The sequence below is a fragment of the Paenibacillus sp. GCM10012306 genome (assembly GCF_042649265.1).
GTDB lineage: Bacteria > Bacillota > Bacilli > Paenibacillales > Paenibacillaceae > Paenibacillus_AQ.
The window spans coordinates 94,539-117,091 of record NZ_JBHRYW010000004.1 but is presented as its reverse complement, the minus strand read 5'-3'; the positions used below and the strand labels follow the sequence as shown (position 1 = coordinate 117,091).

The window sequence follows — 22,553 nt, the reverse complement described above, 5'->3', positions numbered from 1 at the left end:
TATCTTGCCTAAGCGAATTGGAGCAGCAGCAGTTATCTTGGATTCCGCAGGAAGAGTATTATTGGTAAAACACAGTTATGGAAAAAACAATTGGGACTTGCCAGGCGGAAAAGCTGAGGATAACGAGTCTGCGGAGGAAACAGCAAAAAGAGAAATATATGAAGAAGTAGGGTTAAAAGTGGACGTGCGTCAATTAACAGGTATTTATTACGATCCCGACTATGACATGCATCATTTTGTATTCATTGCAGTGAATGAGAGTGATCAAGCACCTCAACCAAGTTCGCCCGAAATTTTAGAATGCAGATTCTGCTCAAGAGATGATCTCCCAAGACCGATAAGTGACTTCACCTGTAAACGTATAGAAGACGCAATAAATGATGATCGACAACAGCTATTCCATAGTATTGGGCCAAGAAAATGGATTGAATAATTGTGGTTGTGAAGCTCATTATCTATTAAGCCAAATGGTGAGGCACCTGATGGGGTGCCTTTCGTTATGTCTGCGTTTCAAATTTTTTTCCATGAAAATAACTTTTTGTATGACTTCTCCATCTAATCATATAGAGGGCCCTCAAGGAGGAACAATGAATTGCTGGAAAACGAAATGGATATCAAAAAGGCGCAGAGAGGCGACCATGAGGCGTTTATCCGTCTTTTCAGGCAACTGGAATCACAGTTGTACAGATTAGCTAAGACCATTTTGATGAAAGATGAAGATTGTGCGGATGCTCTTCAGGAAACGACACTCAAGGTATACAAAGGGTTGGCCAACCTTAAAGAGCCCAAGTTTTTCAAAACCTGGGTCATACGCATCCTGATTAATGAATGCAATCAGTTGCTCCGCATTCGAGAACGAACGGTGGTTGTGGCGGAAGTTCCCGAAGAAACGGACGTTTCTTACGCTTATTTTGAAAATTCAGGGACTGTGGACCTGCAAAGCTTCATTAACGAGCTGGACGAATCCCTGCGGCTTGCTATCGTGCTTTTCTACTATGAGGATTTATCCATTAAGCAGATTGCGGATGTGCTTAATATCTCTGAAGGAGCGGTCAAGGCACGACTTCACCGCGCACGGCGATTGTTATCCAAACAGATACATCCTGTGCGGGAGGAGGGGCTTGCAAATGAATAATAATAATTTGGAAAAGCAGCTTAGGGAGCTAGGGAGAACTAGTACACCGGAACTTCCTCCTTTATTACGATCACGGCAGGATTCCATTTATGAATCTCTGGCCACCATTGTCCAAGATCCTCCGGAGAAGAAGAAGAAAAGAAAGATATATCCCAAGATCGCAGCTGTGGCTGCGGCATTATTGCTCAGTGTTATGCTAACGGCAATCTATCCGCCAGCATTGGCCAATGCGCTGAAGCAGCTTCCATGGGTAGGCGGCATTTTTGAACGGGCAGATGATCTGGGGCTACAGGCCGCCCAGCGTTTGGGTCTGATCTCCCGCCCGAACAGCAGTGATACGCATGATGGAATCACCTTGTCTGCCGAAGAGGCAGTATTTGACGGTAACCGTTTAGCATTTGCCGTGAAGGGTGAGGGAGAAGCAGCGGGCGTTAAGCTAACGCCTTTGGCGGTAGGGCCTGATGGAAAGATAACTAGAATGGAGATTGGGCCTGATGGAAAGCTTGTTCTAAACAAAGGCACAATAATCTCTGGAGAAGTATTGATCAACGGAGCTCCCTTGGAGGATTACTCAGATGGTCGTTTACAATCTATGCCGGTCCTAACCTGGCAGGCAGGCAAGGAGGAGAATACCGCTATTTTCCGACTGGTGGATTCTTCGAATCTGGGTCTCTCCGCCAAACCGTTCCCGGATCAATTCGTACTGACCGTAACGATTGGCTTACAAGACATTGATGAACCGTATATTCTTCAAATCCCTGCACGGAAGGTCACAACGAATACGATTTCCACACCTGATATAAGCGCACACGCAGAAGGATGGACTATGCTGCTGCAAAAGCTGGAATACAGTCCATTAACAACTCGTCTATCGCTCATGTTTGAACCAGGGCCAGATGGAGATCCATCCGCTCTGGACGGAGTATCCTTTGAAGTAAAGGATGATCAGGGAGAGGTGCTGAATTTTATATCACAAAAAAACCTCCCGTCTACCAATGGATCATTTCATGTGGATTTGCTGACTGAGCCGTTCGACAAGCATCCTAATAGACTCACCATCCGTGCCTATCTTAATGAGTTCGAAGACCCGAAAAGTAAGACTGGAGCATTCAAAATAGACAGTTCCGGCAACATAGTTAAGCATTACATTGATGGTCTTAAGATAAGCGTGCTAGTCCAATAATAAACTTAGGAGATGGATATCATGAGAACAAAAACAATGAAATTGTCTGCACTTCTATTTGCTGCTGCTGTAGGTCTTGGCGGGCTGGGAATACCGGCCACAACCCATGCAGCCGCTGTTCAACCAGCCGCTAACACGTTGCTAAATACAGCGAAAGCCTCCGATTCACACGATAAGGTTACTTTAACAGGCGTTGCACAGTTTGACGGTAATTATATTAAGATCAATCTGAGCCGTGAGACGTCTTCATATCCAGGAAATTTTGCAGCACTAAACTATGATGATGAAGGTAAGCCTTATCTGTCAGATGGATCACTCATTAGAGTAGACGCAGCAATATCAAACCCAGAAGGGATTCAGTTTAAGTCACCACGCTGGATCAGTGGCGGTGATGCCAACAAGGCGGTCATTGTTTTGCAAACAGGATGGTTAGATGAGAAACAAAGGGCCAGCCTGGCCTCCTCTGAATTGAGTGTTGATTTGAAGCTACAAGGAATCCAAGATCCGTATACACTGAAGTTTTCATTCAAGAAAGGCGGATTGGTGCGTAACATTACAGCATCTGCTGCAAAGTCAGATAAGCAATTTAAAATCCAGGCCAACCGAGTTGCTGTGGGAGAAGCTTCTGTACGCATTGGATTAACGGTTACAGGAGTACCGGAGCAAGCGCACGCTATAGGATATGACGCTTACGATGATCTGGGGAATAAAGTAGAATTCATTGCCCGGGAATCTACTAAAACCTCCAAGGATACTACTACTGAAGATTTGTTGCTCCAGAAGATCCGCCCGGACGCACAATATCTGACCCTCAGACCTTATGAAGCAGTGTTCGAAAAAGGCAACTCCGGGGCATATAAATTGGATGCCAAAGGGGATGTAGTTAAAAACTACAATAAGCAACTGGAAATCAAAATTCCTTTGAAATAGTCATTGTCGCAAGCCAATAGATTCATACTTATCTGAAAAAAGGGGATTACCGATCGGGCCGCACAGCCTGAGGTAATCCCCTTTTCCATTGTGAGAAAGTCTACTATTACTGATCATTCTTAGCTGAAAAGCGAATATTAACGGTTGTCCCATGACCTTCAGAGCTTTCATAATGAATCTCTCCATCATATTTTGCTACGATATTAAAACAGATCATTAACCCTAACCCTGTTCCATTACTTTTCACTGAATAGAAAGGAGTGCCTAGCAGCTTAACCTCAGCTTCTGACATTCCGCTGCCTTCATCGATGATTTTTATCTCAACAAAATTATTGTTTCTCTTTGCGATAATAAATACGGATTTACCAACATCCGAAGCTTCTAAAGCATTTTTTATTAAATTAATGAGCAGCTGCTTAAACTCAATTTTATTGATGGAAATAATGCAGTCTTCCTCTACATTTATATGGATTTGATTATCAGATAGCATTGCATACGAATTGAGCAGCCCTGAAACCCTCTGTAGAACTTCATTCACATCGACTTTCTCTGTTGTCTGGTCTCCATTCGGTTTGGAAAGTGTGAGGAATTGCGAGATAATTTGTTCCACTGTGTTCAATTCATCTATCATTAATTTGAACTTGTTTTTGATAGGATCACTAAATGAAGCATCTTCTTTGTAAAACTGCAAAAAACCTCTAACCACTGTTACCGGGTTTCTAATTTCATGTGCCACAGCTGCTGTTAAATGTGCGACCATCTTTAACCGCTCAGATTGCTGTAATTGTTCATAATAAACTTGCTGACTTCTCATTCTTCTAAAAGAGAGATAAAAAATAAGAAATAATAAGGCTTGAATAGCTATTATATTTATAAGATTACCTATACTATCTTGATGTAAATATGCATATAAATTACCTCTATTCATATCAATCAAGAAGATATAACTAAAAGTAAGAGCTATCAATATCCCATTTACAATAAAAGAAAAATAAAACAGCTTTAAATCATAAAATAGAATAGAAAGAGCAGGTATGAGGCAAATAAAAATATAGGTGGTCCAAGTCTGAGGATATAAAAAGAAAAGAAGATAGAAGTAAGCAAATGCTAATAGAATAATGATCTTTCTGAGAAAATGAGTTTCATGCTTAGGATAGATCAACAAAGAAGCAGATATAAAAATCACACACAAAACGTGCAAAATGTATCCAAAAGTAATCCCCTCGAGCTCTGTTGTAGAAAGTATTAATCCAGCAACCATAAGTACGATGATCATTACCATTACTATATAATATGTTCTTCGATTCACCGCACTATCCAATTCTTTCATGAATTCACCACATTCAAATTAATTTTACCGTTTTCAATATGCAACCTCTCAAGAGGCGAAATATAAGGGCACCCATCTGGATGCCCTTTTCTGCATATAGTTGCAATTAATTATATCAGCGAGTATCTAAAAATGGTAACATACTTTTACTGAATTGAATTCATCAACTCAAAGAAATATTTGGATTCATGAGTCTTATGAAGACTATACCAGGCATTTAATGTTTTTGAAGAAAACACCCCCAGAGCTTTCATTACATGTACAGAAAACTCCAACGGAGCCGTTCCAGATGCAGTGATCAGATTTCCATCCGTTACAGCAGATTCCATTTGGTAATTCTCTTCGCCCATGTAGGTGGGGCAGATCATTTTAAGGAATTCCAGATCATTACTTGTATGCCTACGTGAATTTAGTAGTCCTGCTTGGGCAAGGCCAAATGTGGCACCACAAATCCCCGCAACTAATACCCCTTCCTGCAAACACCTCTCAGCGACTTTTAAAATGGGCTCGTGAATGGCTTCTGTCCATGTATCTCCACCGGGCAAAATCAAGGCATCTGTGCTTTCAATGTTACACTCATCCAGCTTGATGTCAGGTAGTATTTTCAATCCGCCCATTGTTGTTACTGGCGTCTTTTCAATGCCCACGGTAACTATTTTTGATGGGGCTACTTCCTTTTTATAATATCTTCCCGAATTCAGTTCAGCAGTTAAATAACCGATCTCCCAGTCTGCCATTGTGTCGAATACATAGAGGTATACGGTATGATTCATTCTCAAGCTCTCCTTATTTTACAATTCAACCAGTGATCTCAACCATCGGTCGGTGATCAATGTTTATCATCATTATAAAAAAGCATCACTGACATCTGCTGTCAGTGATGCTTTTTATTATATAATTGGATTAATATGGATTGATCTATCAAGAACATATAGCAACTTAACTTGAGGAGGAACGATATGGTACAAACCACCGTTAAGAATCTTCCAGAAGATCACGATTTATCTTCAAAAGACTTATTAGCGTTTTTCAAGAAAGTGCAAGAGTCGAACTTAGATATAAATAGTTTTATTTTAATGCAAGATGGGCAAGCTATTTCTCAATTTTATCGGGAGCCTTATCGAAAGGATACACCACAATTATTATTTTCCCTTAGTAAAAGCTTTACATCTATTGCGGTAGGAATAGCTTGGGATGAAGGATATTTCGACCTACACGATAAGGTGATCTCGTTCTTCTCAGACAAATTGCCTGATTATATATCGCCTAATTTGTCACAGATGACCATACATCATCTCTTATCAATGACTGCTGGTCATCAAAATAATATTTATGGCGACGTGGTAAAGCATACTGACTGGATATCATCATTCCTATCTCAAGAGGTACATCATGTGCCAGGAAGTTATTATCGATATAGTACGCACTCTACTTACATGCTCTCTGCTATTGTTGAAAGAGTAACCGGTCAGAATTTAGTCGATTTCTTGATGCCACGATTATTCGAACCTTTAGAGATTCCCAGACCATCGTGGGAGACTTGTCCAATGGGAATTACAGCTGGGGGAATGGGGTTAAGCATTTCCACCGAAGGAATTGCCCGATTTGGTCAAATGCTTTTAGAGAAAGGTATATTCAAGGGTAGAAGAATTGTATCGGAGAAATACATTAACCTTGCTACCTCAAAACATGCGGATACGATGCGCGACGAGAGCAGAATTGATTTTTCAAAAGGATACGGTTATCAATTATTTCTATGTCGTAATGATTGTTTCATGGGTAATGGTGGATACGGACAACTTTGTTTTGTAGCCCCTAAGGAGAGGATTGTTATCGCAGCAACCTCCTGCCTACCCAGTATGAAGCATCTGCAATCGCTCCTGGACTTAGTGTATGAATACATCCTTGGGCAATTCAATCATGGGACTCCTTCGGAATTAGAAGACGCAGTTGCATTACAAGAATACCTTTCTAACGTTGCCTATCCCTTCCCACCATCTAAGGATTTAATAAACAACGAATTCATTTTCAAGGATGCCCGATATACTATTCACGACAATTCTCAGTGCATAGAGGAAGTCCGTTTCTCTTTCCAAAACAATCAATTAGAGTTTCAAATGATTTATGACAGCAAGGTAAATAAGAGATATTGGTTTGAGTTTGACACTCTTGTTCATGCACGAGACTTATTCACGAAAGACTTGGCCCTTCATGATCAAGAAGTTGTTACTCATGCATATTGGTCTAGTGAAAATACCTTGGTGCTCACTTTGTTTTACATTGAAACGCCTTATGTGATCACATACAATATTTCCACTAGAAATAAAACCATTGAACTCCAATGTTCCAACAATGCATCTCTTGATAGTGAGGCGTACACCATAACTGGGGTATTATGAAAATGAACCGATACTTAAACGCTTATTCCAATATTACCGAATTGCTCTCCCTGCTGCATTCTGTGAAATGCCTCGGCAGTATCTTGTAAAGGATATACTCGATCAATGATAGGACGAAGACCGTGGCGTTCCATAAATTGCAGCATATCAGCAAACTCTTCGCTGCTTCCCATAGAAGTGCCGATGATACTAATTTGCGGGAAAAATATGGACCGAACGGGGATCTCTATTCGATCTCCCGAGCTTGCACCAAACGTGACAATACGGCCATTGGGTCTAATAATGTCAAAGTAATGCGGGAACGTCGCAGGCCCGATGCTGTCGAGGATGAGATCCACGCTGTTCCCATTCATACATTCCTTCCAATCACCGTTACTGTCGAATGCATAGTTAGCACCATATGTGAGGGCAGCTTGTCTTTTCGCCTCACTACGTGATGTGACACTGACACGTGCATCTGCTGCTAACGCCATCATCATGGCATAAGTCGCAACACCACCGCCGATGCCAGGAATAAGGACGTGCTCCCCTTGCTGCAAGCGACCTTTCGTGAACAGAGCACGATAGGCGGTCAAGGCAGACAGGGGCAGCACACCCGCTTCTTCCCAAGACAGGTACGCTGGTTTACTGATGGCATTTTGTGCAGGGATGATAATAGACTCGGCGAATGTACCTTCTGAAGGACCGCCCACAATGGCTGGAATGTGTGGAACATTGTCGACAGATTCCCATCCGAGACATGGGTTAATGATGACAGCAGCCCCCACTGTATGGTGGGATACACCTTCACCTACTGCTTCAATCCTGCCCGCGCCATCAGAGCCAATAATTAGAGGGACATCTTGTTCTGTCCGGCCTGCCATAATGAACAAGTCCCTATGGTTCAGTCCTGCAGCCTTTATCCTTACCTTCACTTCGCCAGCACCCGGCTGTCTATCTGTAATATCCCTATATTTCAAGCCCTTCAGGCCACTTTGCCCAGCATGTACAATGGCTTTCATTTTGATTACTCCTTTAATCGTTGTTAATGAATATATATAAGATGAACAAAAGAGATTAACAGAAAGGGAGGAGGAATGGAGTGGAATGATTGGAACTGTAGGAGCGCAGCGTTCGCCTTTGTCTCCTGATTTCAACCGCTAGAAGCGGTTCAATCGAAGAAATCTGGAGACAACAGCGACCGGAAGTCCAAACATTCACCGTAGTGACGACCGAGCTTTACGTTCGGATCTTAAATTCATCGTATATATTGAATTGTACATAGAGGATATAATCCAGTAAAATGATCAAAAATGAAGGCGACTATCAAAAAGAATCATACCAGGCAGGTGGATGGAAATGGAAAGTGGGGATTTGAGAATATTTCAAGCCGTTGCACGCGAGGGCACTATAACCAAGGCTGCACAAGCTCTGAACTATGTCCAGTCCAATGTGACGAGCCGGGTCCAGCAGCTTGAAGCTGAGCTGAAGCTCCCTCTTTTTCGTCGATCTAATCGGGGGATGACACTAACGGCGGCAGGTAAGAACCTGCTAGAATATACGGATAAAATACTGACGCTGATGGACGAGGCTGTGAAATCTACACAATACTCGGAACACCCTGCGGGCCTTCTCCGTGTAGGTTCTGTCGAAACGACAGCGGTTATTCACCTCACCCCTCTTCTGACCAAATATCACTTACGATACCCCGATGTCAATCTATCCCTCGTAACTGGCGAAACGCATGGTCTCTTACAAAAGGTGCTTGATTACGAACTAGATGGAGCCTTTGTGTATGGACCCATAGATCAGCCTGATATAGATCATATCGCGGCTTTCGACGAGGAGTTGGTGCTAATCTCACAACCGGGTAATAACGACATGCACCAATTACTTACGAAGCCGATGTTGTTCTTTGACGTTGGATGTACACACCGGGCAAAAGCTGAACGCTTCCTAAACGAAAGCGGGATAAGTGCTTATCAGATTATGGAGTTTGGGACGTTAGAAGTGATTCTAAGTGGGGTAGCCGCTGGACTCGGCGTATCTTTGCTACCACAATCGTCGATTACCAAAGCGGAAGAGGCTGGAGCCATCGCTTCCCACCGTTTGCCTGAAGGGTATCGTAATTTGCAGGTATGGTTCGTGTATCGCCGGAATTCGGTTTTCTCCAGTGCATTGTCAAGCTTACTCCAAATGATTGAGCAGGCTTAGACGCAAGTATTAGCTCCATTAAGCATCTTCTGATCTGGTTCCCTTTAACGAAGTTCAAAGTTTATTGGAAGTCGTTTCTCCAAAAAACATTGCAGTTCTTTGCTCTTTTCCTCTCCATTCGGAAATGAAACGATCCTGTTTAGCAGCAGCCACCTTAAGGCAGCGATGCTTTCAAATACATTTAGTTCAATATCTTCAAAGGGTTGCTGAGATAAATAGGCTGACTTGAACCAGTTGTATTCATTCTCACCTAAAGATATTAACAGCAGAACAGCGGACCACGCTACATCGTAACGGATATCTCCCACTTGAACATTAGTCCAATCGATTATTGTGATCTCATGATCTTTAAGAAGAATATTCCCTAAGTTAAAATCACCATGAATTAGCCTGCGTTCTCGATCTGGATAGGTTCCTTTCAAACTTTCCAGTATAATCATAATATCTTGATGCTGTTCAATATCGGGAAAATACTGATTTATAATTATATCAATAATTTCACCCCCGGTATCACTATCCAATCCAAGATGATGGGTTGGGGTATGGTGAATCTGATATAGAACCCTTGCAAATTGTTCGATTTGGCGCTTTGATGGTTTATCGACTGGATATCCTGAAAAATCAGTGGCTAGAACTTCTGTCCCCGTATCTGTTTTTCCCCAACCAACAGGCGTTGGGACAGGTAATCCTGCAATTTGCGCATTAAATAAGAACTTATATTGTTGATGTGCTTGTGAATTAAAAAGTTGTTTCCATACCTTTAACACATACTTAGGTTCATCCTTCTTCTGCAATAACAATATATCGGCTTCAAATCCAGTTGTTATTTCACGGAAAGTAATATCCATTCCTTGATTTAGCCACTCAGCGAAAGATGGTTCTTGTTCACTCCATTGAACATTGATCACAATGAATCCCCCGATCTCTAATTCCTTTTTAACTAATGCAAAAGGTTGCTCAGCCGTAGCTTAATTGTAAATATTAGGTGGTCATTCTTTCAAGATAAAATCGAGAGGATAATCGCTACCGCTCACTGTATCAACATTATGCAAAAATAGGGCATCCCCAACACGGGTATGCCCTTGCCTTTTCAATCTGACCAATCATCATGGTCTAGCTTATTGGTACAGCCAAATCCCCGAAACCGTCATAACCGCCGGCAGCGCAGATTCATCCACGGCTACATTGTCATACCAGCCACCCACCGCAAGGTTAAGTAGCAGATAAAAAGGCTCGTCAAAAGGCGTTACACCTGGCTCCAGACGATGCTCGGCATAGCAATGCCCGTCTACCAGCCAACGTATTCCCTCTGCATCCCATTCCAGCGCATAATCACGGAATTCGTTTATCGTTCCGTCTTCTAATTGGTAGGAGAACTCCTCAATGACTTTATGTTCCCAGTCCTTTCCGTAGTGCAACGTGCCAAAGATTTGCTGGGGCAAGCGGCCCTTGGCTTCCAGAATATCAATCTCGCCAGAAGCAGGCCAAGGCCCATAAGTCTGGTGCTGTGGAAGCAGCCAGATAGCAGGCCATAACCCTTGCCCTACAGGCAGCTTTGCACGTACAACTAGCTTCCCGTAGCAAAAGGAAAAGTGATCCTTGGTGTCCAAACGGGCCGAGGTATATGCAAAATGACGGCCCTCCGATTCTATATTTTCACTGCGCGCGCATAAATTCAGACCAAATTCATCGAAAAATAGATTGCTGGAATGATCACTATAAAACTGCTGCTCGTTGTTGCCCCAGCCTGGGGCTATAGGATTACCATGGTCATCAAGTAAGTCATTCCCAAGGCGAATATTCCACTCTTTCAAATCAGCATTTTGCTTTAAGAAATTCTGTTCCCATACAAGCTTGTGCATCCTTTACACACTCCCCTCATTTAATCACAGCATACTTAAATTTTGCGCCTGGTCAAACAAATCTAAAATAATGGGATAGGGTCCATAATCATGGGCTTTTTTTCCTATGCGCATTTTCATACGATGAAATAGAAAGGGGGACGGAACATGTTCCAATACAGAACGGGACAAATGAAAGCGCTTCTTAAGCAGTGGCAATTGCAAAGCATGGTCATTCCAGGCATCATCTGGATGTTTATCTTTTGTTATATCCCCATGTTTTGGCTCATTATTGCATTTATGGACTACAGTATCGCCAAGCCCTTACTTGATTCACCATTTGTCGGGCTGAAGCACTTTCAGGATTTTTTGTCGGATGAGCGGTTTTGGCGTTCGATCCGCAATACCCTGGGGATGAGCAGCATCAAGCTAATTTTGGGCTTTCCCATTCCGATCTTGTTTGCCTTGCTCCTCAATGAAATACGGAGTCTTCGATTTAAGCGTACGGTACAAACCATTTCGTACCTTCCGCACTTTATCGCCTGGACGATTTTTGGCGGGATTGCACTTAACTGGCTGGGCGAGGGCGGTGTGATCAATCAGCTGATGATGGGGCTCGGACTCCAGGAACGCGAAATCCTGTTTAACAGCGAACCTAAATACTTTTGGTGGATTACCTTTTTCACCGATACGCTGAAAGAAACCGGCTGGAGCGCCATTATCTACATAGCAGCAATATCTGGTATTGATCCGGGGCTATACGAGGCGGCCGAGCTGGATGGCGCAAATCGGTGGCAGCGGATGTGGCATATCACTATTCAGAGCATACGCCCCACCATCGCTATTCTGTTCATCCTCGCTGTCAGCGGGATCCTCGGCAGTAACTTTGAGCAGATCTTTATGTTGAAGAACAACATGAACATGAGAATGGCGGAAAGCCTGGACTTGTACATCTACAACATGGGGTTGGTATCCGGGCGTCATTCCTTCTCAACAGCCGTCCTGTTCGCCCGCTCTATTGTGGCGCTTGGTTTGTTATTTTTGGCTAATTCCACAGCCAAGAAACTAACTGGCGATAGCATTTTTTAAAAGGAGGGAGGAGAGAAGTATGGAAAGACGCAGAAGATTTCGACAGATTGGAGTGTTTGAGGTCTGTAACACCCTGCTAATGCTGGCGGTTTGCTTTTTAACACTGTACCCGATGTGGTTTGTGTTCGTGAACTCGCTTAATGCGCCGCAGCAAGCATCGCTGGGTACCGTCAACTGGTTTCCCAAAGAATTCTCGCTAGCCAGCTATAGTGTTGTATTCAACGATAAAACGATGATGAACGGCTTTTACATCACTACTCTGCGTACGGTGGTCGGGACAGCGACGCATGTGTTGTTTACCGCCATTATCGCTTACGGAATGAGCAAGTCCAATCTGATCGGTCGCAAGGTGTATATGAAAATCGCCTTGATTACGATGCTATTCTCAGGGGGGCTGATCCCCTCGTTTATCCTGATGACGAAGCTTGGCCTATACGATAATTTCTGGGTATTCATCATTCCTTCCATGTACACTTTCTTTAATATGGTCATATTCATGAGTTTCTTCCGCACCATTCCCGACAGCCTGGAGGAATCTGCGAAGGTAGACGGTGCATCCGACTATGGCGTCCTATTCAGAATCGTATTGCCTAACAGCATGGCTGTTATTGCGACCATATCGCTTTTTTCAGCCGTCTATCATTGGAACGATTATTATCAGGGGGTCATTTACATCCGCTCCCAGAACCTACTGCCGCTGCAGACTATGTTGTACAAAATTATTGCAGAGAACTCCATGTCGTTCATGCAGCAGCAAGCGATGGCGCAATTCGGCGCACGGCTGCCCGGCAACTCTATCAAATTTGCATCCATGATGGTGGCCACACTGCCTATTCTGGTAGTTTATCCTTTCATTCAGCGCTATCTCGTCAAAGGCGTGATGATTGGAGCCATTAAAGGGTAGGTGTATGCGTCGATATATATTGAACTTAAGATGTTAACATAAGGATCGGCGTCGCTCCGGTGAAGCTTGGACTTTCGGTCGCTGTTGTCTCCAGATTTCTTCTATAATTAACCTCATGTCGAGGTTGAAATCTGGAGACAAAGGCGATCGCTAACGCTCCTACAGTTCCAATCTTCCCCTCCACTCCTTCTCCCTTTTCGTTTCTTTCTTTAGTTCAAGTTATATAAAAACTTATATACAAAGTTCAGAAAAAAGAAAGGATGATCCTGTCATGAAACGCAATTTTCTCAAGCCAGGCTTGACCCTTGTTCTAGCTACATCCTTGGCGCTAGGTATGGCCGCGTGTAGCAATTCATCTAACGAAAGTAGCCCGACCCCACAACCTACGGATAGTACGCAGTCGCCGCCGAGCGAAGTAAAGCTCAATCCCGATGAACCTGCATGGAAGCAGGATACCAGCCCCGTAGATTTAACCTGGTTCGTAGGCGCTAACTGGTACGGCCAAACCTGGGGTGATAGCTTAACTTCCAAGTATGTCACGGAAAAGACTGGCGTTAACATCAAGCTGGAAGTACCTTCTGGGGAAGCGAATGAACATGTTACCCTGATGATGACCTCCGGCAAGCTGCCAGACTTAATCTCGATGGGTTCTTGGGAAAACGCTGTCAAAAAGCTATGGGAAGGCGATCATGTGTATGCCTTGAATGAATTGGCTGATAAGTACGATCCCTACTTCTTCAAGGTAGCTGGCGAAGGATCATTGAAGTGGTATCGTCAAGAAAATGGTAATACTTATGGCGTGCCAAATGATTCCTATAGCCCTAACCTGATGCATGAAACCGGCATGACAGCCGCCAACCAGACCTTCCTGGTGCGGAAGGATCTGTATGAAGAAATGGGTAGCCCGGATCTGAGCACCCCAGAGGGCTTTTTGAACGCGCTGCAACTGTTGAAGGATAAGTATCCCCAGTATAAAGGTCAGCCTATCAGTCCCTTCTTTGCACAGGGGAATGTTCCTTACGGGATGACTGAATATCTGCAGAATCTGTTGGCCGTACCACATGAGAAAGACGGGAAGGTATATGACCGAGTTACCGATCCCGATTATGTCGCTTGGTTGAAAACCTTCCGCACAGCTTACGAGCGCGGGCTGATTAATGTAGATTTCCTGGTGGATTCCGATACTCAAGTTGAGGAAAAAACGAACAATGCCCGTTATTTCATGATGGTTCGCGAGTGGAACGGAATGGCAGCTGTCAATCCGATGCTGGCTGCAAGCTCCAACCCGGACTCCTACTACATCGCAGTCGATGGGCCAAAGAACAGCAAGGGTGATGGTCCTAAGCTATTCCCTGGTAACATGGACGGCTGGATGGTAACGATGATTAGCAAATCTACCAAAAACCCTGAACGAGCCATCAGCTTTTTGACCTATCTGGCTAGTGAAGAAGGACAAAGAGATTTGTTCCTTGGTAAAGAAGGTGAAACATGGGAGATGGTTGATGGCAAGCCGCAGTTGAAGCCTGAAATGGTTAATCTGCAGGAGAACGATATTGAGAAAATGGAGAAGCAGTACGGCATCATGGATACCTATTGGATGATGCGTAACCCTGTAATCATTAACCAGTGGAGACCGGCGAAAGCCCCTGTCCTTAAGCAAATGGAGGACTTCGCCAATCAGCGGGCTGATATTGATAGCGGTATCTACAAAGGTCTAGATCCACAAGGCGATTCTGATGTATCCGTGTCCTGGGCGCGTATTGCTCAGAATTGGGAGGAAGTGATGCCTGAGCTGATTACGGCCAAGAATGAAGCTGAGTTTGATAAAATCTTCGACAATTTCCTTGACCGCCGCGGAACCTATGGCTTTGACAAGGTGATGGAATACCGTCAGACCGAACTAGATGCGCGAAAAGCTAAAATGGCAGAGTAACAATGCTTGTACCAAGATTGTACCGGTCACCGAAATGGTGGCCGGTACTCCCTGCTTCTGGGGTTCTAACCATTGGGAACAACAGCCTCGTTACCTACCGGGCGGTTTGTAATATATGGTATATTACAAAGGTAGGGAGGCTATTAAAATGATGTATCTGCTTACTAAAGTAAGAAAGCTTTACCGCAATTCGCGCATATCTAAGAAATTATTTCTAGCTTTTAGCATGCTGATTGTCATCCCTGGAATTTTAGTATCCTTATTATTTATACGCACACAGGAACGCCAGCTATACAAGGATGCAATGGCCACCGGCAGCAATCATGTCTCACGGCTTAACGAACAGCTGCGTACAAGACTGGGGATTATTGAGAGCGCTTCCTCTACTGCGCTGAATCAAAAGGCATTTGTGGATTTTATTCACTCCAATATGCGCGGGGATGGCCTGCGTCTTGTGAAATTTAGACAAAACCAATATGAGCAAATGCATAATATTATTCAGAGCCATGAGATGATCAGTGAGCTCAGCTTCTATGTCGATAATCCAAATCTATTTGAGATTTGGCCTGAAATCTATCATTATGACAAGTTTTGGCCGCAAAATTACTGGGTGACGCTTCGGGAGGATGGCGGGGCCGCACACCGCTTATTTGCTTTTAAAGATGGCGAGCATACCCTTTCCTATTACCGGCTGGTACGCCTTCAGGGTCAGCAGCAGAAGCTCCCCACCATTATGGAAATTCGCACCCCGCATAACGTGTTTTTTAGCGATTTGCTAGAGGAGAGCGGTGGAGATTTTTTTTCTGTGGTAATGGACAGAAGTAATTCTGCTCGATCTGTATACAATCCTCAGCACATGTTTGCGCAAACGTCCGGGAACGAGCTGAATGAGATTCTTGGCAGCATTCATCAGCGGCTGGATGTACTGCAGCAGAATAATCCAATTAAAGTCAATGTAGGGGATCATACGTACTACGCACTTTATCGCTACATCGCCCCACTGAACGCCTATGTAGTGGATATTGCCTCCCATCAGGCGCTTATGGAGGGCCCGCGAAGCTGGTATCTGCTCGTAGTAGCGATCACATTATGTGTGCTGCTATTGATGCTGCTGCTCGTTTCGCATACCACCCGGCGCATTTTTCGCCGATTAGACAGAGTACTGGTCTCTATGCGCAAGGTGCGACAAGGCCAACTGGATGCGAAAATTAATACCGGTCTCGGTGAAAATGAACCTGGCGATGAAATCGACGAGGTGGCCGTCAGCTACAATAGTATGCTAGACGAGATCAAACATCTGATGACACAGGTGGTGGATAAGCAGCTAATCGCCAAAAACGCACAGCTGCATTCGCTGCATTCGCAGATCAACTCCCACTTTTTATATAACGCGCTGGAATCCATCCGTATGCTGGCAGAGGTTCAGCGGCAACCAGCGATCGCCGACGCATTGGTGTCGTTAGGCTCACAGCTACGATACAGCATGCAGTGGCGCAGCGATACTGTTGCCCTTAGCGAAGAACTGGCGAACATACACAGCTATGTCCGTTTCATAAACTTTATGGAAGGTGGCAGCATTGTATTGACGGCGGATCTCCCGCAAGAGGTGCTGCGCTATACGATTCCTAAAATGTGCATGCAGCCCATTGTCGAAAATGCTGTGCATCACGCAGCACCTTCGGGTGGCAGTGTAAACATCCAAATTACCGTATCCGTAGAGAATGACAGCTTTCAGCTCATCAAGATACGGGATGACGGTGCAGGAGTTGACCCTAAGATGCTGTCCAGTTTGCAGGCTGTGCTGCGGGGCGACTCCGATACGCCGATTGTCACCAGCAAGAATGGACTGGGCTTGGAGAATGTTCATAAACGCATACAGCTTCATTACGGCAAGGGCTGCGGCCTATGGATCGATAGTGTGCAGGGCGTCTATACCTGTGTAACCATACGATTGCCTTGGGAAAATGTGAATCTTGGAGGATGGTAAGGCATGATCAATATTCTGATTGTGGACGATCAAAAACATATTCGCGATGGGCTACAGGCCATGCTGCGCCAATTCCCTCTGCAGCTTGATAACATTTACTGTGCCGTAAACGGGATTGAGGCACTGGAAATATTGCGTCAGTACGACATCCAACTGGTAATTACTGATATCCGCATGCCCGATATGGATGGACTGACACTGATGGCGCAGACCAAAGAGGAGCACATTGAGGTCGATTTCCTGATTATTAGCGGCTATAGCGATTTTGCTTATGCACAAAGGGCTATTGGGCTTGGGGCCAAGGGTTACCTGCTCAAACCTGTGAAACGTGAAGATCTGCAAACCGCGGTTGAACATGTAGAGCAGGAGATAACAACACGGCAAGCGCTCTCGCGCAATATGGAGCATATCTCCCGCCGCGCGCAAGAAACAGACCGCAAGGAGCTAAGTATGTACATGCAGGGTGCAGTGAACGATGAAGCGTGGATCCTTCAGACCCAGGGGCAGAATCCAGAGCTGTGGCAGAATTACCGTCTGTGTCTGCTACGGGAGGAGCTATGGATTAACCAACCGGGGGCGGACAGTAGCCACAGCATAGAATCCATTGCCTATCGTGTATATGGCAGACAAGGATGTATATGCCTGCAACACCGGCCGTATCTGATCCTTGCTGTCGATGCAGCCGTAGATCCGGGAGTCTTTCCCACGGCTCTTAAGGCAGAGCAGAAGGATGCTATCATTGCCATGACTGGTCCGCAGCAAGGATTAAAAGAGCTGCCTAATAGCTATACACAAGCGTTAGAGCTATATCACCACAGTTACCTTTTTCCTGATCGGAACTGCATCCTGCCAACACATATTGAGCGGCTAGAGCAGCAATGGGAGCTTCCCTATGAGGAGCTATATGCCCTGTTCCAGCTAATCGGCACCAAGAACAGCGGTACAATCACCCAAGGCATTTCCAAAGTATTTCACAAAGATACGCTGCAACGCTATCACATCCGCTACACACAGCAGTTATCCCGCGCCATTGTACAGATGCTGGAGGAATATGTGCGAGTGATCACCCCGTATATGGGAGAAGAAACGCTGGACATCGAATGCTTGCGTAATCTATTTGATTATCATGGCATTCGCGATTATATTCAGGCGCTGCAACAACAGCTGCTCCGGCTGAACCAGTTCTACTATGAATATAAGTGCAGCTATCGCAACACGCAGGATCTGAATGAAGCCATACGTTTTATACACGAAAGCTATCATAAACCGCTAGACCTGGCGATGGTGTCCAACCACGTGTCGCTTAATTATGCCTATTTTTCAAACCTGTTCAAGAAGAATATCGGTAAAGGCTTTGCTGAATACCTGCGCGATGTACGTCTGGATAAAGCCCGGCGACTGCTCGCCGAAACGGATCATAAAATCGTCGAAGTAGCCACCATGGTCGGGTATGAGAGCTACAAGAGCTTCACACGGACCTTCCGGGATGTCATGGATATGCAACCCACCGAGTACCGGCAACTGATGCGTAGAAAATATGACAGCGAAGGGGAATACCAGGACACCGCACTATAAATGGGCGATATCCGTGCTTAAATAAACAGACATAAGCAAAAGCCAAAAAATTGGGTTATAACAAAAATTATTGTACCTTTCAGCCCATTATTACATTCGATAGAATAAAGATGACCCTAAAATGAAAGCGGTTTCCAAATAGTGCGCACAGAACCGCTTCATTGGGGACATTGTCGTCTATAGGTCAGTCTATTCCGAAGGAACACCATTATTTTAGCACAGGAGGGCAAGTATGAAGCGACTTCGCAAAACGGAGAGTGGATTGACGCACAGGCTATTAAGTTTGTTCTTAGCAGTAGTGCTGCTGGCTGGTGTTGGGCTATTGCCAACTTCAAAGGTTCAGGCAGCAGGAACGACCGTTACCTCTATGGCTTACTTTTCAGGGGCAGACGGACCTGTCATCTCCAAATCCGGGGTTGGACAAGCCAGTTTCGGTTTTGTTATGCCTATATTCAATGGAGGCTCCGCTACCTGGAACAACGTGTCGGATGATGTAGGTGTAAAGGTAAAAGTGAATGGCAATTGGCTTGATATTGATAGCGCAAGTGGCTACACCTATAACCAGAACTGGGGGCACTGGAGCGACGGCGGCTTGAACGGTTATTGGTTCACACTCTCCGCAACCACTGAGATTCAACTGTTCTCCAAAGCTAATGGGGTTACCCTTGATTACACTCTTGTCTTTCAAAACATAAACAAAGCAACCATCACTGCTATGGCACCTACTCAAGGGCCGCAGATTACAGCAGGTTTCACAGGCAGTGCAGGCTTTACTTATCCTACCTTCAACAATGACCCGTCCATCCCTTATCAAGCTGTGGCTGAGGATTTGAAGGTGTTCGTAAAACCTGTAAACAGCAGTACATGGATTGATATTGATAATAACGCAGCCAGCGGCTGGATCTATGATAACAACTTCGGCCAATTCACCGAAGGCGGTGGTGGCTATTGGTTTACCGTAACGGAGTCTATCAACGTAAAATTAGAGTCGAGAACCTCCTCGGCTAACGTCGTTTATACGATCACTTTTAATGAACCCGTAAGAAATTCGTATGTGCTCACTCCCTATGATGGCACAACCTACACAGCAGATGTGAACGGCGTCATAGGCGTACCGCTGCCCAAAATTGATGGGGGCGCCCCAATCGGCACCGAGCTTGGAAAATTCGTGTACCAGATTAACATTAACGGACAATGGGTGGCTATGAGTGACTCCAGTCAGAGCGGATTCGCATACGCCGCGAATGGCTACAACCACATGTCCGATGCCAATCAGTGGGGATACTGGGCTGACTATATCTACGGACTTTGGTTCCAACCGATTCAGGAGGATATGCAGATCCGTATCGGTTATCCATTGAATGGCCAAGCGGGTGGCAGTGTCGGCAATAATTTTGTCTACTATACCTTTATTGGCAATCCAAATGCCCCACGCCCGGATGTATCTGATCATGATGACATTGCCATCGGCACACCAACTGATCCGACAATCGCGGGCATGAATCTCATTTGGCAGGATGAATTTAACGGAACCGCACTCGATATGAATAAATGGAACTATGAAACAGGGTACTATATCAGTAATGATCCTCATAGCTGGGGTTGGGGCAATGCGGAGCTGCAGCACTATACAGACAGTCCACAAAATATTTTTGTACAAGATGGAAAGCTGAACATCCGGGTCTTGCACGACTCCAAATCCTTTCCACAGGATCCAAACCGGTTCGCACAATACTCCTCTGGTAAAATCAACACCAAGGACCATCTGTCCTTCCAGTATGGCAGAGTAGATATTCGTGCCAAGCTGCCTACAGGCAATGGCGTCTGGCCTGCACTCTGGATGCTCCCAGAAGATTCTGTATATGGTGCATGGGCTGCATCCGGTGAAATCGATATTATGGAAGCAAAAGGACGCTTGCCAGGTACGACCAGCGGCGCTATACACTTTGGCGGGCAGTGGCCGGTTAACCGATATATTGCTGGCGAATATCACTTCCCTGAAGGTCAGACCTTCGCTAATGACTATCATGTGTATTCCATGGTCTGGGAAGAAGATAACATAAAGTGGTATGTGGACGGCAATTTCTTCTTCAAAGTTAGCCGAGATCAATGGTATTCCACTGCCGCGCCGAACAATCCAAACGCCCCATTCGATAAGCCATTCTACCTCATCATGAATCTGGCGATCGGTGGTTACTTTGACAATTTAAATACCCCAGATCCGTCTGATATCCCTGCAACGATGCAGGTCGATTATGTTCGTGTGTATAAAGAAGGCAACAGTGAAAATCCAGGTAACAACAACGTGCCGGTTACCGGTGTAACGCTGAATCAGACCACCGCACAGGTGGAGGTTGGAAAGACTGTACAGTTGAACGCCAATGTCGCCCCGTCCAATGCAACCAATAAACAGGTCACTTGGAGCGTGTCAGGCAACAGCATCGCTTCCGTGAGCCAAAACGGTACCGTGACCGGCCTCGCTCCAGGCACGACAACCGTTACAGCTACAACTGCGGATGGCAATAAAACAGCCGTCTCCACCATCACCGTTGTGCCGTCATCATCATCCGGTACAATCATCGTTGGCGATGCGGTGCGGGGCTTGAAGAAGACAGGCAACGACCTGACCTTCTATGTGAATGGTGCAACCTTTGCCGACTTACATTATAAGATCAATAACGGTGGGCAGTTGAACGTAGCTATGACCCCGGCAGGGAACGGTAACTATACGTATCCTGTAAATAACCTGCAACAGGGGGATACCGTCGAGTACTTCTTCACCTATAATCCGGGGCAAGGGGCTGTAGATAGCCCGACGCTCACGTATGTTCATGGGGTGACGCAGGGGACTCCGGAGTAAATTGGTTAGACCTTAGTAGGAGCATGTTGCTACTAGGAGAGGAATTAAAGTGACTGGACGCTAGGAGAACTGTGTGAATACGAACAGGCGAGGGGGAGTGTTGGCTTCCCCTCGCCTGTTTTGTTGTTTCAGCAACATCGTTAGGAGCACTGCAATATCGCGGAATCGATTGGGTATCTTTCCTTTCTTTTATCGGATTTTATAGTACAAATGTCACTAAAAAATTAACAGTTTCAGCTACGTCTTTAGGTGTAACTTTACTAGTAATGAGTTGATGAATCAAATACTGTTTTTCTCCATTCTGGTATGGTATCTATCATCGGTATAAACCATCTTATGCGCTTTACCCCTTACATTATCCTCATTAATTCTGGAAGTATAGGCAACAGCCCTTCATTCCTCTGGAAATTAAAACTTTGTAGATAGTCACTTCCGCTAGTTGTTATAAATTCCATAAATAAACAAAATTAGTTAATTTGAACTATTACCTAATTTTTGAATTAAATATAATATTAAATAGAATTAATTAATTTAAGGGAGATGATTTAATGAAAAAATCAAAGTTGTTTTTAAAATCATCATTAGTTACTGTCTTGGCTGTTTCGTTTGCTCTTCCAGCGTATGCTGAAACTGATGGTGATCTTATTAATTCCAGCAAGCCAGATCAACAAGTTATAAACAATATTACATATTTAAACGGTATAGAAGTAATTCCTGACGACTATGCTGGAAAAAGAGATGCTGAACTAAAAGAAATTGTTCAAGTACCAAAATCAAAAGATCAAATTTCAACTAGGGGTATCAACAAATGGACCAAAATATCTGAATCAAACTTTTATACAGGTCATGATTGGGATAGATATAACAATAATACAAGCAAAGCTGTTTCGGTAACGTTAAAAACGACATCGAGCATGACAGCTTCAATTAGTGGAAGCACTAAATTCGGATTTAAAGATGTGGCTGAGGCTTCAATGACTGCTACTATCGGTGAAACATATTCGAAGGAGTTTACACAAAGCGTGTCAGTTCCTGGGTATTATGTTACTGAACTCAAAAGTGCCAAGAAAGCTTTAGAGCAAAACTACAAATACACTGATACAGGTATTATATGGGATACTGATTATTACGCTTCAAGTCTTGATCATCGAGGTAATGAATATTGGGTATTTTCAAATCCTCTATAGGTTAAGA

At 44.5% G+C, this 22,553-nt stretch carries 18 protein-coding genes; 13 read left to right on the top strand and 5 right to left on the bottom strand.

Annotated features, from left to right (window positions below; translation table 11 throughout):
- Positions 1 to 4 precede the first annotated feature (4 nt).
- The 4 genes from ACFORK_RS11365 (at position 5) to ACFORK_RS11350 (ending at position 3,248) form a co-directional block, all read left to right on the top strand.
- Entirely contained in the window at positions 5 to 433 is a 429-nt protein-coding gene (locus ACFORK_RS11365) for an NUDIX hydrolase (protein WP_379198799.1), read from the top strand.
- Positions 434 to 592: 159 nt separating this feature from the next.
- Positions 593 to 1,135, top strand: a complete 543-nt coding sequence (locus ACFORK_RS11360) for a sigma-70 family RNA polymerase sigma factor (protein ID WP_379198797.1) — start codon at positions 593 to 595, stop codon at positions 1,133 to 1,135.
- Complete coding sequence (locus tag ACFORK_RS11355; protein WP_379198795.1) at positions 1,128 to 2,318, top strand: DUF5643 domain-containing protein; 1,191 nt, start codon at positions 1,128 to 1,130, stop codon at positions 2,316 to 2,318. The genes ACFORK_RS11360 and ACFORK_RS11355 overlap by 8 nt, the downstream gene beginning before the upstream one ends.
- A 12-nt stretch (positions 2,319 to 2,330) precedes the next feature.
- Positions 2,331 to 3,248, top strand: coding sequence for a DUF5643 domain-containing protein (locus ACFORK_RS11350; RefSeq protein ID WP_379198793.1), 918 nt, complete (start codon positions 2,331 to 2,333; stop codon positions 3,246 to 3,248).
- A 106-nt stretch (positions 3,249 to 3,354) separates the two neighbouring features.
- Here the strand turns inward: ACFORK_RS11350 and ACFORK_RS11345 are convergent, their stop codons facing one another.
- Positions 3,355 to 4,578 carry an ATP-binding protein gene (locus tag ACFORK_RS11345; protein ID WP_379198791.1) on the bottom strand — a complete coding sequence of 408 codons (1,224 nt, stop codon included), beginning with the start codon at positions 4,576 to 4,578 and terminating at the stop codon, positions 3,355 to 3,357.
- 146 nt (positions 4,579 to 4,724) lie between these two features.
- Positions 4,725 to 5,351, bottom strand: a complete 627-nt coding sequence (locus ACFORK_RS11340; RefSeq protein ID WP_379198789.1) for a type 1 glutamine amidotransferase family protein — start codon at positions 5,349 to 5,351, stop codon at positions 4,725 to 4,727.
- 186 nt (positions 5,352 to 5,537) lie between these two features.
- Here ACFORK_RS11340 and ACFORK_RS11335 point away from each other — a divergent pair, with 186 nt between their 5' ends.
- Complete coding sequence (locus ACFORK_RS11335; RefSeq protein WP_379198787.1) at positions 5,538 to 6,977, top strand: serine hydrolase domain-containing protein; 1,440 nt, start codon at positions 5,538 to 5,540, stop codon at positions 6,975 to 6,977.
- A 14-nt stretch (positions 6,978 to 6,991) separates the two neighbouring features.
- On the opposite strand, the gene ACFORK_RS11330 is transcribed toward ACFORK_RS11335, so the two are convergent.
- The gene (locus ACFORK_RS11330; RefSeq protein ID WP_379198785.1) at positions 6,992 to 7,978 is read right to left on the bottom strand and encodes a zinc-binding dehydrogenase; all 987 of its coding nucleotides are present in this window, start codon (positions 7,976 to 7,978) and stop codon (positions 6,992 to 6,994) included.
- A gap of 337 nt (positions 7,979 to 8,315) precedes the next feature.
- On the opposite strand from ACFORK_RS11330, the gene ACFORK_RS11325 reads away from it, so the two are divergent.
- Complete coding sequence (locus ACFORK_RS11325) at positions 8,316 to 9,170, top strand: LysR family transcriptional regulator (protein WP_379198783.1); 855 nt, start codon at positions 8,316 to 8,318, stop codon at positions 9,168 to 9,170.
- Between the two features lie 44 nt (positions 9,171 to 9,214).
- On the opposite strand, the gene ACFORK_RS11320 is transcribed toward ACFORK_RS11325, so the two are convergent.
- Positions 9,215 to 10,078 carry a phosphotransferase enzyme family protein gene (locus ACFORK_RS11320; RefSeq protein WP_379198781.1) on the bottom strand — a complete coding sequence of 288 codons (864 nt, stop codon included), beginning with the start codon at positions 10,076 to 10,078 and terminating at the stop codon, positions 9,215 to 9,217.
- 210 nt (positions 10,079 to 10,288) lie between these two features.
- Positions 10,289 to 11,032, bottom strand: coding sequence for a glycoside hydrolase family 16 protein (locus ACFORK_RS11315; RefSeq protein WP_379198779.1), 744 nt, complete (start codon positions 11,030 to 11,032; stop codon positions 10,289 to 10,291).
- Between the two features lie 147 nt (positions 11,033 to 11,179).
- Here ACFORK_RS11315 and ACFORK_RS11310 point away from each other — a divergent pair, with 147 nt between their 5' ends.
- The 7 genes from ACFORK_RS11310 (at position 11,180) to ACFORK_RS11280 (ending at position 22,546) form a co-directional block, all read left to right on the top strand.
- Positions 11,180 to 12,100, top strand: a complete 921-nt coding sequence (locus tag ACFORK_RS11310; RefSeq protein ID WP_379198777.1) for an ABC transporter permease — start codon at positions 11,180 to 11,182, stop codon at positions 12,098 to 12,100.
- A 19-nt stretch (positions 12,101 to 12,119) separates the two neighbouring features.
- A complete protein-coding gene (locus ACFORK_RS11305; protein ID WP_379198775.1) occupies positions 12,120 to 13,004 on the top strand; it encodes a carbohydrate ABC transporter permease in 885 nt (294 codons plus the stop codon).
- Between the two features lie 271 nt (positions 13,005 to 13,275).
- Positions 13,276 to 14,937, top strand: a complete 1,662-nt coding sequence (locus tag ACFORK_RS11300; RefSeq protein WP_379198773.1) for an extracellular solute-binding protein — start codon at positions 13,276 to 13,278, stop codon at positions 14,935 to 14,937.
- 148 nt (positions 14,938 to 15,085) lie between these two features.
- Positions 15,086 to 16,924: a sensor histidine kinase gene (locus ACFORK_RS11295; RefSeq protein WP_379198771.1), complete on the top strand. Its 1,839-nt coding sequence runs from the start codon at positions 15,086 to 15,088 to the stop codon at positions 16,922 to 16,924.
- A gap of 3 nt (positions 16,925 to 16,927) precedes the next feature.
- Positions 16,928 to 18,499 (top strand): response regulator transcription factor, encoded by a 1,572-nt coding sequence (locus ACFORK_RS11290; protein ID WP_379198769.1) that lies wholly within the window; start codon positions 16,928 to 16,930, stop codon positions 18,497 to 18,499.
- Between the two features lie 232 nt (positions 18,500 to 18,731).
- Entirely contained in the window at positions 18,732 to 21,359 is a 2,628-nt protein-coding gene (locus ACFORK_RS11285; RefSeq protein WP_379198767.1) for a family 16 glycosylhydrolase, read from the top strand.
- A gap of 548 nt (positions 21,360 to 21,907) precedes the next feature.
- A complete protein-coding gene (locus ACFORK_RS11280; protein ID WP_379198765.1) occupies positions 21,908 to 22,546 on the top strand; it encodes a hypothetical protein in 639 nt (212 codons plus the stop codon).
- The last annotated feature ends 7 nt before the right edge of the window (positions 22,547 to 22,553 follow it).